Raw genomic sequence first — 13,574 nt, 5'->3', positions numbered from 1 at the left:
TAAGCCTGAGTGAAAAGTGATTTAGATCACATAATATTGAAAATGCCAGTCAGTAAAGGCTACTATATACCCGTCGGTTCATCTGATCGCGCATTGCCGCCCCTGTTTTTCAGATGTCTTTATTGCTTTGAAATAAACAGTAACATTGTGGGGGCGTTTTCGCCACACGGTCTCAGTGCGTTTTATCCGCCGGGAATAAACCTCGATCACCTTCCTGAGTTCTATACTTAGCCGCGTTAACATCCGCGAATGCCGCCCATGGCCGTGAGGAAGGATGCCGTGGCGGGCGGGACGCGTTTGGGGTTGCCGGCAACGGTCAAACGGGAAAAGGTAAGGAAAATGTCATGAGTTTGCTGCCGGTTATGGTGATCTTCGGCCTGTCGTTTCCCCCGGTGTTTTTTGAGCTGCTGGTGTCGATGGCCGTGTTCATGCTGCTGCGTCGCCTATTGCAGCCGACGGGCATTTACGATTTCGTCTGGCATCCGGCCTTGTTTAATACCGCGTTGTATTGCTGCGTGTTTTATCTGATTTCGTGTCTTTTTGTTTGAGGTCGCTGTGAAAACTGTTGCAATAAAAATAATCAGGATTGCGATTACTCTGCTATTGGTACTGATTGCCGCCGTCGCCATTTTCCGGGCATGGGTGTTCTATACCGAATCGCCCTGGACGCGCGATGCCAAATTTACCGCCGATGTGGTGGCGATCTCCCCGGATGTCAGCGGCCTGCTGACCGATGTGCGGGTGAGCGATAACCAACTGGTGACGCGGGGGCAGGTACTGTTCGTGGTCGATCAGCCGCGCTACCAGCAGGCGCTGGACGAAGCGCAGGCCGATGTAGATTATTACCAGGCCCTGGTGGCCGAGAAACGTCGCGAGGCGGGACGCCGGCTGCGGTTGGGCACCAATGCCATGTCGCAGGAAGCCATCGATCAGTCCAGCAATGATTTGACCACCGTCGGCCATCAGTTGGCGAAAGCGGTGGCGGTCAGGGATTTGGCGAAAATTGACCTGGAGCGCACCACGGTGCGCGCGCCCGCTGAAGGCTGGATCACCAACCTCAATGTGCATGCCGGTGAATTTATCACCCGCGGCACGGTGTCGGTGGCGCTGGTGAAACGCAATTCGTTCTACCTGCTGGCCTATATGGAAGAAACCAAACTGGAAAAAGTGCGTCCGGGCTTTCGTGTGGAAATCACGCCGCTGGGCAGCAATCTGGTGCTCTACGGCACGGTGGACAGCATTGCCGCCGGGGTGACCAACAGCAGCAGCGCCGTGGATGCCAAGGGCATGGCGACCGTGGACTCCAACCTGGAATGGGTGCGGCTGGCGCAGCGGGTACCGGTTAAAATCCGCCTCGACGCGCAGCAGGGAGATCTTTATCCGGCCGGCACCACCGCGACGGTGGTGATCACCGGCAGTAAGGATCGCGACCGGCGCGAGCTGTCGCCGATGATGCAACTGATGCATCGCCTGCGCGAGTTCGGCTAAACGGATGGCCCGATAATGTTGCAACTGCTGGCGCCGATATTTTTCCGCTGCCGTTTTGCGGTCAAGCTCACCTTTGCCATTCTGCTGGCGTTGTTCCTGGGCTTTCATTTCCAGTTGGAAACGCCGCGCTGGTCGGTGCTGACCGCCGCCATCGTGGCCGCCGGCCCGGCCTTTGCCGCCGGCGGCGAGCCTTTTGCCGGCGCTATCCGCCATCGCGGCATGCTGCGCATCATCGGCACCTTTATCGGCTGCGCCGGGGCGCTGGTGATTATTACCCTCACCATCCGCGCCCCGGTGGTGATGCTGCTGTTAAGCTGTATCTGGGCCGGCGCCTGCATGTGGATCTCCACGGTGGTGCGGGTACAGAATTCCTATGCCCTGGGCCTGGCCGGATACACCGCGCTGATTATTATCGTCAGTATCCAAAGCCAGCCCCAGGTGACACCGCAGTTTGCCGTTGAGCGCTGCAGCGAAATCGTGCTGGGTATCGTCTGCGCCATCCTGGCGGATATCCTGTTTTCGCCCCGCTCGATAAAACAGGATATCGACCGGGCGGTGGACCAGCTACTGCTGGATCAGTACCGACTGCTGCTACTGTGCCTTAACGGCGCGGCGAAAGAAGAGGTGGATAAAGCCTGGGGCGATCTGGTGAAATTTACCACCGCCCTCGACGGCATGCGCGTCAACCTGATGATGGAATCCTCGCGCTGGCAGCGCTGCAACCGGCGCCTGCGCGCGATCAATACCCTGTCGCTGACCCTGATTACCCAGGCCTGCGAAGCCTTCCTGATCTTGCAGTTGCGCCCTGACTTTATCGCGCCGCATCTGCGGCTGCTGTTAAACGAGCCGGTGGACACCGTGGGGGATATCCATAAGCGCATGAAGCTGATGCGCCAGGTCATCGCCGCCACGCCCGCCCGCGATACCCCGCAGGTCCTGTATACCTGGGTGGGCGCGGCAACCCGGTTTTTGCTGCTGGCGAAAGGGGTAAAGAGCAACGCGCGTATCAGCAAAATTGAGGAGCAGGTGCTGGTCGATCAGGTGATCATTTCGGCCCCCTCCGCCGAACGGCATCACGCCATGATTAACGGACTGCGCACCGGCGTCGCCACCGCGCTGGGCTGCCTGTTCTGGCTTTGGACCGGCTGGACGTCCGGCAGCAGCTGCATGGTGATGATTGCCGTGGTGACGTCGCTGGCCATGCGCTTGCCCAACCCCTGGATGGTCTGCAAGGATTTTATGATCGGCATGTCGGCGGCGCTGCCCATCGGCGCGCTGTATTATATGGTGATCATGCCCGCCACCCAGCAAAGTCTGCTGTTGCTGTGCATTGCGCTGGGGGTACTGGCGTTTATCATCGGCATCGAGGTGCAAAAGCGGCGCCTCGGCACGCTCGGCACCCTGGCGGGGACCATCAATGTGCTGGTGCTGGCCAATCCCATGAGCTTTTCCATTAACACCTTCCTCGACAGCGCCATCGGCCAGATTATCGGCTGCGGCCTGGCGACGCTGGTGATCCTGCTCATCCGGGACGGTTCCAAGGCGCGCATCGGCCGGGTATTGCTGAACCGCTTTGTGTACGGCGCGGTATCGGCCCTGTCCACCAACAAGGCGCGGCGCCAGGAAAATCATCTGCCGGCGCTGTACCAGCAGCTGTTCCAGCTACTGACGCTATTCCCCGCAGATATCGCCAAATACCGCCTGGCGCTGACGCTTATCATTATCCACCAGCGCCTGCGCCTGGCGGATATTCCGGCCAATGCCGATCTCTCGGCGTACCATCGCCAGATCCGCGCCACCGCCGACCGGGTGCTGGTCGCCCGCAGCGACATCCGCCGCCGGAAACATTTCGATCAATTACTGGCGGAATTGCGTATTTATCATGACAAACTGCTTCATTACCAGGCAACGCCCGATATTACCGAATCCGTGCGGCGCCTGACCGACACCCTGTTCCGTTACCGTCACGCGCTCAGCGATTAACCCGCCGGGGCGGCTTTTCCCCGTACCCGGCCGCCCATCCCGCAACCAGCATCTATACTTAAACCATATTTCTTACGCCGCGGCGCGTCCGGGAGCCGGTATCCTGCGGCGGCCGGGGCGTTACACCGCAACTGCACGCCGTCCCGCGACGGGGGGCATAAAGGGGAGGATAACAATGAGCGAGCACTTACACCTACAGGACCACCCGCTGTTCAAGACCGGCTATCTGGTCAACGGCGAATGGCTGGGCGCTCAGGACACCTTTGAGGTCGTGAATCCGGCCACCGGCCAGCTTATCGCCAACGTGGCCAAAAGCGGCAAACGGGAAACCGAGGCCGCCATCGCCGCCGCCGACGCGGCGTTCCCCGCCTGGCGCGCCAAAACCGCCAAGGAACGTTCTGAAATTCTGTACCGCTGGTACGGCCTGATTATGGAGAACCAGGCGTATCTGGCGCGGTTGATGACGGCGGAACAGGGAAAACCGGTTAAGGAAGCGCAGGGCGAAGTCGCCTATGCCGCAAGCTTTATCCAATGGTTCGCCGAGCAGGCCAAGCGCGTTAACGGCGAGATCATCCCACCGGCCAAAGCGCATTCCCGGATTTTCGCCACCCGCGAACCGGTGGGCGTGGTGGCGGCCATTACGCCGTGGAACTTTCCGCTGGCCATGCTGACGCGCAAGCTTGGGCCGGCGCTGGCGGCGGGATGTACCGCGCTGATAAAACCGGCCAACAATACGCCGCTGTCCGCCTTCGCCCTGCTGGCGCTGGCGCAGCAGGCCGGCGTGCCGCCAGGGGTGGTTAACGGCGTGGCGGGGGATACCCACGCCATCAGCGACGCCATTATGGCGAGCGACCGCGTGCGCAAGGTGACCTTTACCGGTTCCACCGCGGTGGGCAAGACGCTGATGCGCAACGCCGCCGACACTATGAAAAAGATCTCCATGGAACTGGGCGGCAACGCGCCGTATATTGTGTTTGACGATGCGGATATCGACGCCGCGGTAAAGGGCGCCATCGCCAATAAATTCCGCAACGCCGGCCAGGTATGCGTCAGCGTGAACCGTTTTTATATCCAGTCCGGCGTCTACGACGAATTTGTTTCCCGCCTGGCGCGCGAGGTGGAGCGGTTAAAGGTTGGTAACGGCATGGAGCAGGACGTGGTGGTCGGGCCGTTGATTAACCGCGCCGGCCTGGAAAAAGCGCAGGAGCACGTCGCCGACGCGTTGGCCAAAGGCGGACGGGCGGTTACCGGCGGCAAGCCGCATCAGCTCGGGGGTAATTTTTTCCAGCCTACGGTTATCAGGGACGCCAGTGAGGAGATGAAGCTGGCGCATGAGGAAACCTTCGGTCCCGTGGCGGCGTGTTTCCGCTTTGACACCGAGGAGGAAGTGATCGAACGCGCCAATAATACGCCGTTCGGTCTGGCGGCCTATTTCTATACGCAAAACCTGCAGCGCGTATTTCGTGTGTCCGCCCGGCTGGAAAGCGGCATGGTGGGCGTAAATGAATGCGCGGTATCGACCGAGGTGGCGCCGTTTGGCGGCGTCAAGGAATCCGGACTGGGCCGGGAAGGTTCCGTGCTTGGCATGGACGATTACCTGGAAGTGAAAACGCTGCATCTTGGTGGCTTATGATTAATTTTTTGCGCCGCCACTTTTACACCATGACCGGTAATCGTTGTGTGGCATACTGACGGAGCGATGGGCAACATAAAATTAACAACCTGCAGTGCGGAGAAAGCTTGATGGGGAAAGTATCCTTTGATTTTAACCAGATACCCGATCTGCCGGCCTTTTACCGTGATTTTGGCCGTCAGTTCTCCCTGAGCGAGCCGTGCGCCGCCAATCTGGACGATTTATGGCAAACCGTTACCAGCCGGCTGCCGCTGCCGGTGGAAATAGAGTTCGTGCATCTTAATGCTTCAAAAAAACGCCGTTTCGGCGCGTTGATCCTCTTGTTTGACGAGGCGGAAGAGGAGCTGGACGGCCGGCTGCGCTTTAACCTGCGCTGACGCCGGCTTATTTATCGCCGGCGACGGTACGCAGGTACTGGAAAATCTGGCGGGAGGTCTTGGCGGGTTTGTTGGCCGCTTTCTCCTTTTGCGCATTACGCACCAGCGAACGCAACTGCTGCCTGTCCGCCTCGGGATACAGCGCCATCACTTCCTCCACCACGTCGTCGCCCTGATCTATCAGGCGGTCGCGCAGGTTTTCCAGCTTATGGAACAGGGTGATTTGCTGGTTGTGACGGTTTTTCAGCTTATCCAGCGCCTGCTGGATGGGCTCGGGATCGCGTGCGCGCAGCATCTTGCCAATCAGCTGGATCTGGCGGCGGCGCCCCTCTTTTTTGATGCGCTGCGCCAGTTCTATGGCGGCGAGCAGGTCATCGTCCAGCGGGATTTTTTCCAATGCGTTCTTGCCAAGATCGACCAGTTCGACGCCAAGTTCCTTCAGGGCTTCGGCATCGCGTTTGATTTCGCTTTTGCTGACCCAGATAATCTCGTCGTCGTCTTCTTCGGCGGGCTGCGCCGCGGGCTGTTCGTCTTGCCAGTCTTCCGGTAATTTACTCATGATACGGTTCCTCAAAAAGAGGCTAATCCTAACAGGTTGCGCGTGAGGATCCACGCCCTTATTTTACCGCACCTTCGGTGATGCCATGAATAAATCTGCGTTGGAACAGTAAAAATACCGCCACCAGGGGCAATATGGCGATGGTGGCGCCCGCCATCAGCACCGGAATATTGATGGTATTGCGATTCTGGAAAAACATCATGCCGATAGGCAAGGTGCGCAGCTCTTCTTTATTCACCAGGATCAGGGGAATGAGGAACTCGTTCCAGGTCCAGATAAACAGTAGCAGGGCCAGGGTGGACAAGGTGGGCACAATGGCCGGGACCAGCAGGCCGCACAAGATTTTCCAGCGGCTCGCCCCGTCCATTACCGCCGCTTCCAGTAACTCTTTCGGCACCTGTGAAAAGGCGCTGGCCACCATCAGGGTGGTAAAAGGAATCGACATCGCCACCTGCGGCAGTATTAACGCCAGATAATTATTATTCAGCCCGATCCAGTGGATCTCATGATACAGCGGGATAATATAGGCTTCCGACGGCAGCACCATGCCGATGGCCAGCAGGAATGCGATAAATTTTTTCGCCGGCAGCCGCAAAAATGCGAAGGCGAAACCGGAGGGAATACCCGCCAGCAGGCTGATGATAATCACCGGGAATACCACCAGCACGGAATTGGTAAAATAAATCTGGAAATGACCGTCGCGCCAGGCGGAAATGTAGTTGGCAAAACTGAGGCCGGAGGGCAGGGTAAATACCCCCTGGAACAGTTCCGTTTGTGTTTTGAACGAGGTTAACAACGCCAGGGCGAACGGCAGGATGGTAATGAGGGCAAACAGCCACAACAAGCCCCGCGTATACAATGGAATACCGCGCATTAGCGTCGCTCCCGAATAGCAAAGTGAATCAATCCGTTGATAATAAAAACCAGTCCCATACCGACAATCGCCACCGCCGAGGCATAACCGAAATGGCGTAAATCAAACCCCTGCTGGAACATATAAATATTGGTCACCAGGGTAGATGTGCCGGGACCGCCACGCGTCATTACGTACACCAGATCGAAGGCCTTGATGCCGGCAATCACCGTCAGCAGCAGCGCGACGCGAATTTCCGGCAGTAATGACGGCAGGGTGATGCGCATGAATTTTTGCCGATGGGACGATCCTTCCAGCTCGGCGGCTTCCAGCAACGACGGGTCCATGCGCTGGATGCCCGCCATAAACAGCACCAGGCAGAAACCAAAGAAATACCAGGTGGCCACCATGCCCACCGCCGCCAGCGCCCAGTCGAAATCGCCCAGCCAGGCGCGGGCCAGGTGCGGCAGCCCGATGGCGCGCAACAGCTGATCGATCGGGCCGAACGCCGGGTTATACAGCCAGCGCCAAACGACGCCGAGCACCGCCATCGGCATGATATACGGCAGGAAAAACAGGATGCGCAGCAAACCGCGCTCGGCGGGACGGGCGTCGCTTAGGAAACTGCATAATGCCAGGCCGATGATAATCGGAAATAAAGTGTAAAACAGCAGCAGCAGGGCGTTATTGCCGATGGAGATCCAGAACACGGGGTCGAGCAGCATGCGGATATAGTTGCCAAGGCCGATGAAGACCGGCCATGAGGTGCCGTCCCATTCGGTCAGGCTGGCCCAAAAGGTGATCAGCAGGGGTATCAATAAAAACACCGAGTAGATAAGCAGCGAGGGCAAAATGTACAGCATATTTTGCAAACTGGACTTATTAAGCATTGATACGCCTCTTGATGCGAAATAAAAGGAGCCGCCGTCCCGGCCCGCGTTATGCCCGCGCACCGGAGCGGCGTCCTGGGGTTAATGCGTTAGCGTCTTGATGTATTGCTGATAGTTCTCATCGAGTTTGTCGGTTAACTGCTGCGGGCTCTCCTTGCCCGCCAGCAACAGTTGCACATGCTCTTGCAGCGCGTTGATCATGGTGGGGGTGGCCCAGTCGATATAATGGCCCAGGCCGTCATAGTCGCTGACCTTGATCCAGACTCGGTAGATCTCGGCCAATAACGGGTTATCAGCCGGAATTTTGGCGTTTTTATCGGCGCTGGCCGGCAGGAAACCCGCCTTCAGCCAGGCCTCGGCCATGTGGTCGGAGACCAGGTAATTGATGAATTTGGCCGCGATATCACGCTGCTGCTGGGTCTTGGCGGTGGAGGTAATAGAGAATGGCAAATCGGTGCCGCCCACCATCAGCGGTGATGTCACGCCGGGAAACGGCGGCAGGTCGGCGAAGTGGATATCTTTGTTTTCCTGTAGTTGCCCCATGTACCAGGTGCCGCTGATAAAAAAGGCCGCCTGGCCGTTCTGGAACAGCGTGGCGGCGTCATCGTTGCCGATGCCCTGGTAGCCGGGGAAGAAATACCCCTTGTCCGCCCAGGTTTTCATTAACGTGGCGGCCTTTAACAGTTTCGCATCATGGAACGTGCCGCCTTTGCCATAGATCAGATCGTCAAGGGGTTTTCGATCCTTGCTGTCGATTTGATCCTGCCAGAGCATCATCAGCAAATGGGGCCCGCCGTTGCTGTCAAGCAATCCCATCATCATGGGCGCGATGCCTTGCTGCTGCAGTTTTGGCAGGGCCGCCTCAAACTCGTCCATATTTTTTGGCACCGCGACGCCCGCCTGATCAAGCAATTTCTTGTTGTAGTACAAGCCGACCATTTCCCCGAGGCTGGCCACCCCATACAGATGTCCTTCGCCGAAGTCATTATGATCCGACCACCGGTTGCGTTTTAGAATGGAGGCGGGGAACCGCTGCTCCCAATGATAGGTTTTGGCGTAATCATCCAAGGAATAGAGCAGTTTTTCATGTACCAACGCGCCCATATCGCCGCCGCCCTGATTAACCTGCGCCACCTGCGGGCCTTCGCCGGAGGTCAGCGACAGCTTCAGCGGGATGCGCGTATCGGCGGAGGCATGGACGGAACGATCGAGCTTCAGACCGGGATTTTGCTGCTCAAACTGCGTAACGGTCTGCTTCATCAACGCATCCTGGGCGGGGTAGTTCCATACATCCCAGGTGGTGAGGGTTTGCGCCTGCGCGCCGCTGAGCGCGCAGAGACCGAGCAGGCTTCCCGCCAGCGCCAGCTTGATGCGATGGAGGGAAAGTCCGTCTGCGCGGTAAGAGGACCGGCGGGAAGTAGTGACTAAATAGGACATGGTGGTTTTGACCTCCATCACAGGATAATAAGCCCATTGCGCCGGGGAGAAAACGACATGGATTCACCGGCGGAAAACGGCTGACAGGTTCTCCTTTAATACTTACTTTATGGTAAAAATAAAGTCAATGTTCTTTTGTTTATCGCCGGTCCGGCGCGGATACAGGATAAAAGAACTGGCTACAGAATGAATTCAAGGACAATCGAGAGATAAAACAATCAGGAGACAGCATAACGGATCTCTATACCGAAAAGTAAAGGGTTCATTTTTTTGTTTTGTATTTCATTAAGTTATTTATCGCTCTATCATTTTATCTTATAGTTTAGCGCCCTGATGGCGCGGTATTTTCAGCGGTAAAATCCTAAACCGATGATTATGCATCATTAAAGATATTCACCCAGCAAGCGGTCATCACTTTTATGTCTGGTGGCGTTGATGTTGCGATTGCCGTCATTTTTTTGAACCATATAATATAATTATTATAACTTGCGAACTAAGTATGTTTTCCTTAGTGTATTAATCCTTATTCCTGGGAACGCAATGGAGACCGGTTGTTATGTCCTCTTCCCCATTTTTGATCAGGCAGGCCGCGGAGCGCGATCGCGCCGCGCTGTCTGAGATCTGCCTGAAAACCGCGAATGCCGGCACGGACGCCAGTGCGCTTTACAGCGATCCGGCTTATCCCGGGCTGCGTTTCGTGATGCCGTACGCCATTTTTGAACCGGAACTGGCGTTTGTTCTGGAGGAAAACGGCCATATCCTCGGGTATGTCGTCGCCGCGCGCGATACCGCGGCGTTCGAGCAGCGGCTGCAGCGCGACTGGTGGCCGGGGCTTAGGGAAAAACTGGCCGATCGCCGGGCGCTGTTGCCGCTCGATGAAGGCGTGCTGGATTTTATTCGCCAGCCGCAGAGCAAGGAAGCCGGCCTGCTCGAGCAGTATCCGGCGCACCTGCATATCAATATCCTGCCGCAGGCCCAGGGCGGCGGCCAGGGACGGCGGATGATTGAAGCGGAGCTGGAGGCGCTGCGGCGCGCCGGCGTCACAGGCGTTCACCTCGGCGTGAGCCTGAAGAATGAACCCGTCTGCGCGTTTTATGAACGGCTCGGGTTCCGGTTGTTGCACCGGAGCCAGGCCATCTATATGGGACAAATACTGTAAACGGGGACATAGATGGCCAACGTAGAGCTTCGGGGGATAAAAAAATCCTATGACAAAATCAATGTTATCCACGGCATCGATCTGCAGATCCACAGCGGCGAATTTGTGGTATTTGTCGGTCCCTCCGGCTGCGGTAAATCGACCCTGCTGCGGATGATTGCCGGTCTGGAGGAAATATCAGGCGGAACCCTGAGCGTCGATGGCCAGGATATTACCCACAGCGCGCCGACCGATCGCGGCATCGCCATGGTATTCCAGTCTTATGCGTTGTATCCCAATATGACGGTTCGCGGTAACCTGCGCTATCCGCTGGAGGTGGCGAAATACAGTAAACGGGATATTGAACAGCAGGTGAACAGCACCGCCGCGGTGCTGCATCTTACCGAGTTCCTCGATCGTTTACCCCGCGCCCTGTCCGGCGGCCAGCGCCAGCGGGTGGCCATCGGCCGGGCGATTATCCGTAAGCCGCGCATCTTCCTGTTTGACGAGCCGCTATCGAACCTTGACGCCGAGCTGCGCCTGAAAATGCGTATCGAAATTGCCCGCCTGCATGAAAAGCTGGGCAATACAATGATTTATGTTACGCACGATCAGCTGGAAGCGATGACGCTGGCCGATCGTATCGTCGTGCTGCGCCAGGGCCGCATTGAACAGGTGGGCGCGCCCCTCGAGTTGTATCATGATCCGGATAATATCTTTGTCGCCGGATTTATCGGCTCGCCGAAAATCAATTTTCTACCGGCCACGGTGGTGGGCAGTGAACCGGGCTGGGCGCGCCTGGCGGTCCCCGAGCTAGGGTTGGATCACCTGGTGGTACGGGTGAGCGGCGCGCTGGCCCGGGATCGTCCGGTTACCTTGGGCATCAGGCCGGAGCATTTCCTGGCCGCTGAAGGGGCGGAGGTGCGGTTTAGCGGCGTGCTGGATTTTGCCGAGCGGCTGGGCCATACCAATTACCTGTATTTGCATACCGGGCGGGACGAGGCGTTGGTGATTGAACAGCGGGCGCTGACCGCTATTAGCAACGGGGAAACACTGACCCTGGGCATCGATGCGGCAAAATGTCTTCTGTTCAGCGAATCCGGTGAGCGGATCCGCTAAACAGGCTAGGCATCCTCGTCCGCGGACGAGGCTATCGCATCGATCAGCCCGTTGACCGCAAATCCCGCCGCCCCCAGCGCCCACATGCGGCTGGAGTCCGTCAGGTAGCGCAGCGGGATCACCTGCGGCGTGAGTTTGAGCCGGTATTGCTGAAAATGCGTCATGATTTGATCAAGCAGGATGCGCGAGGCCATCTGCGGCTCCATCGCCAGGTACACCACGTCCGGATCGAACGCGATCGACAGGTTGGCCAGCGAAATGCCGATGTGCCGTCCGGCGGCGGTGAGGATATCCACCACCTGGTGCGACGGCCAGCCGTCCACCTCCTGCAGGCTGCGCGGCGGGCCATTTTCCGGCAACGTGGCGGCGATACTGTTTAATATCGCTCTGGAGGATGCCACTTCCTCAAGAAGCGCCGCCGACCCGTCGCCGACCAGCGCGTTGCCAATTTCACCGGCGTTGCCGTGCCGGCCGCGATAAAGCTGGCGTTCGAGAATAATGCCGGCGCCGATCCCTTTACCATAAGTGGCGATGATGGCCGATTGCGCGTCGCCCAGCTGACCAAACACCAGGGAAGCCAGCGCCATGGCGTTGGCGTCATTTTCGATATAGACCGGTATGGCGAAACGCTCGGATAACAGGCCGGCGATGGGGACATGGTTCCAGTCCAGTACCTTGGAACGAATGCACACCCCGCTGAGGGGATCCACTATCCCGGAGATGGCCAGGCCGATCGCGCCCACTTTGCTGGTTTCCACCGATTTAAGGAATTTCGCCAGCGCGTCGCCGAGCTGTTTCGGCGTTAGCGCGCCGGTCGGCATCTGCTGTTCGCCGATCAGCTTGCCGACTAAATCAGTCATGACGATCACATTGCGCTCGGCGTTGAGCTGTACGCCCACCACCGAGGCATAGGCGGGATCGATACCCAGCAAGATCTTGGGCCGCCCCATGGATTCCCGGCGCAGTCCGAGTTCATGGATAATCCCTTTCGATAATAACCGATTGGTCGCCTGTGAAACCGTGGACATGCTCAGGCCGCTGCGAACCTTCAGGTCGGATTGACTGATAGGCGAGTGTTCGACGATCAGGCGTAAAATGCGTGGCGATACGGTCGGCGCGCTCATAGCTGGGCTGTTTTATCCTTGTGACGACGATAACGGGTGCGCCGGCCGGGCCTGGACGTAAGGTCCGGCGCCGCCGGCCAGGCGCAGCGCGCCGTCCAGGGCGTCCGCGCAGGGTGCGACAATATGCTGGCGCCAGCGGGGGTGCAACCAGGGCAATACCGGCTGTGAAATACCGCCCATCAGGGCAATCCGCGGCGAGCCGGCGTCCACCAGACAGGCTAGCATCAGATCGATCTCCAGTGCCAGTTGGCGCACCAAATGAACGCCGTTCGGATCGCCGCACCGGGCGGAATCAAAGATGCGCGGGGCAAACGCCGCCCAGTCATGGGGGCCGGCGGACTGGGCCCAGTGCAACATGACCTCGGGCGAATGATCGAAATCCGCCATCAGGGCCTGCGTTAATGCGGACGCCGGCAGGATGCCCTCATGGGCCTGCAATGTGCGGCGCAGCGCGTGACGTCCCAGGATGGCGCCCGAGCCCTGGTCTCCCAGGCTAAAGCCCCAGCCGCCGATAGAATGGAACCGGCTGCCGTCATACGCCGTGGCCTGGCTGCCGGTGCCGGTAATCAGCACCGCGCCGGGGCGGCCCTGATGAGCGCCAAGACAGGCGATTTCCACGTCGGAGGCAATATGCCGGGCCGCGAACGGCATTGGCCAGCTTTCCGCCAGTTCCCTGACGCGCTGCACATTGGCGCCGGCAAAACCGAACCCCGCCCGCGCGCCGGCCTGTTCCGCCAACGGCAGGCCGGCAAGGCGAAAGGCCTCGGCCACCAGCGCCAGCGACGTGGCCAGGGCTTGCGCCGGAGCGCTGAAAATATTGGCCGCCCCGCCCCGGCACTCCGCCAGCAGGCGGCCCTGACTATCGATCAGGCGCACGCGGCACGCCGTGCCGCCGCCATCTACGCCCACATAAAAATTTGCTTGCAACGTTCCCCCTCCTTTTGGCTCTTGATGACATGAATTGCCGCCAGGG

Annotated in this window: 13 protein-coding genes; 7 read left to right on the top strand and 6 right to left on the bottom strand. The window is 58.5% G+C overall.

The genetic code is table 11. The features are described from left to right. Positions 1–344 precede the first annotated feature (344 nt). The 5 genes from aaeX (at position 345) to ACL2XQ_RS23335 (ending at position 5,481) form a co-directional block, all read left to right on the top strand. Entirely contained in the window at positions 345–548 is a 204-nt protein-coding gene (gene aaeX / locus ACL2XQ_RS23355) for a p-hydroxybenzoic acid efflux pump operon protein AaeX (RefSeq protein ID WP_413721542.1), read from the top strand. A gap of 7 nt (positions 549–555) precedes the next feature. Beyond that, on the top strand, positions 556–1,488 hold the full coding sequence (gene aaeA / locus ACL2XQ_RS23350; protein WP_413721541.1) for a p-hydroxybenzoic acid efflux pump subunit AaeA: 933 nt from the start codon (positions 556–558) through the stop codon (positions 1,486–1,488). A 15-nt stretch (positions 1,489–1,503) separates the two neighbouring features. After that, a complete protein-coding gene (gene aaeB / locus ACL2XQ_RS23345; protein WP_413739759.1) occupies positions 1,504–3,471 on the top strand; it encodes a p-hydroxybenzoic acid efflux pump subunit AaeB in 1,968 nt (655 codons plus the stop codon). A 175-nt stretch (positions 3,472–3,646) separates the two neighbouring features. Beyond that, complete coding sequence (locus ACL2XQ_RS23340; RefSeq protein ID WP_413727613.1) at positions 3,647–5,104, top strand: NAD-dependent succinate-semialdehyde dehydrogenase; 1,458 nt, start codon at positions 3,647–3,649, stop codon at positions 5,102–5,104. A 110-nt stretch (positions 5,105–5,214) separates the two neighbouring features. Then, positions 5,215–5,481 (top strand): hypothetical protein, encoded by a 267-nt coding sequence (locus ACL2XQ_RS23335; RefSeq protein WP_410013330.1) that lies wholly within the window; start codon positions 5,215–5,217, stop codon positions 5,479–5,481. A gap of 7 nt (positions 5,482–5,488) precedes the next feature. Here the strand turns inward: ACL2XQ_RS23335 and yjgA are convergent, their stop codons facing one another. From yjgA to ACL2XQ_RS23315, 4 genes are all read right to left on the bottom strand, one after another. Beyond that, on the bottom strand, positions 5,489–6,040 hold the full coding sequence (gene yjgA / locus ACL2XQ_RS23330) for a ribosome biogenesis factor YjgA (protein WP_410013331.1): 552 nt from the start codon (positions 6,038–6,040) through the stop codon (positions 5,489–5,491). 58 nt (positions 6,041–6,098) lie between these two features. Continuing rightward, a complete protein-coding gene (locus ACL2XQ_RS23325; RefSeq protein ID WP_410013332.1) occupies positions 6,099–6,914 on the bottom strand; it encodes a carbohydrate ABC transporter permease in 816 nt (271 codons plus the stop codon). Next, positions 6,914–7,783 carry a carbohydrate ABC transporter permease gene (locus tag ACL2XQ_RS23320; RefSeq protein ID WP_413721538.1) on the bottom strand — a complete coding sequence of 290 codons (870 nt, stop codon included), beginning with the start codon at positions 7,781–7,783 and terminating at the stop codon, positions 6,914–6,916. Before ACL2XQ_RS23320 ends, ACL2XQ_RS23325 begins: the two co-directional genes overlap by 1 nt. An 81-nt stretch (positions 7,784–7,864) precedes the next feature. Further along, complete coding sequence (locus tag ACL2XQ_RS23315; protein WP_413721537.1) at positions 7,865–9,220, bottom strand: extracellular solute-binding protein; 1,356 nt, start codon at positions 9,218–9,220, stop codon at positions 7,865–7,867. Between the two features lie 556 nt (positions 9,221–9,776). Between ACL2XQ_RS23315 and ACL2XQ_RS23310 the strand changes: the two genes are divergently transcribed. Beyond that, positions 9,777–10,379, top strand: coding sequence for a GNAT family N-acetyltransferase (locus ACL2XQ_RS23310; protein ID WP_413739758.1), 603 nt, complete (start codon positions 9,777–9,779; stop codon positions 10,377–10,379). A gap of 12 nt (positions 10,380–10,391) precedes the next feature. After that, positions 10,392–11,477 carry an ABC transporter ATP-binding protein gene (locus ACL2XQ_RS23305; RefSeq protein ID WP_413721535.1) on the top strand — a complete coding sequence of 362 codons (1,086 nt, stop codon included), beginning with the start codon at positions 10,392–10,394 and terminating at the stop codon, positions 11,475–11,477. Between the two features lie 5 nt (positions 11,478–11,482). Here the strand turns inward: ACL2XQ_RS23305 and ACL2XQ_RS23300 are convergent, their stop codons facing one another. Together ACL2XQ_RS23300 and ACL2XQ_RS23295 are read right to left on the bottom strand one after the other, a co-directional pair. Further along, positions 11,483–12,601 carry an ROK family protein gene (locus ACL2XQ_RS23300; protein WP_413721534.1) on the bottom strand — a complete coding sequence of 373 codons (1,119 nt, stop codon included), beginning with the start codon at positions 12,599–12,601 and terminating at the stop codon, positions 11,483–11,485. Positions 12,602–12,613: 12 nt separating this feature from the next. Then, positions 12,614–13,528, bottom strand: coding sequence for a BadF/BadG/BcrA/BcrD ATPase family protein (locus ACL2XQ_RS23295; protein ID WP_410013338.1), 915 nt, complete (start codon positions 13,526–13,528; stop codon positions 12,614–12,616). Positions 13,529–13,574 lie beyond the last annotated feature (46 nt).

This window comes from Sodalis sp. RH14, assembly GCF_047324285.1.
Taxonomy (GTDB): Bacteria; Pseudomonadota; Gammaproteobacteria; order Enterobacterales; family Enterobacteriaceae; genus Acerihabitans.
This window is presented reverse-complemented; position numbering and strand designations above follow the sequence as displayed.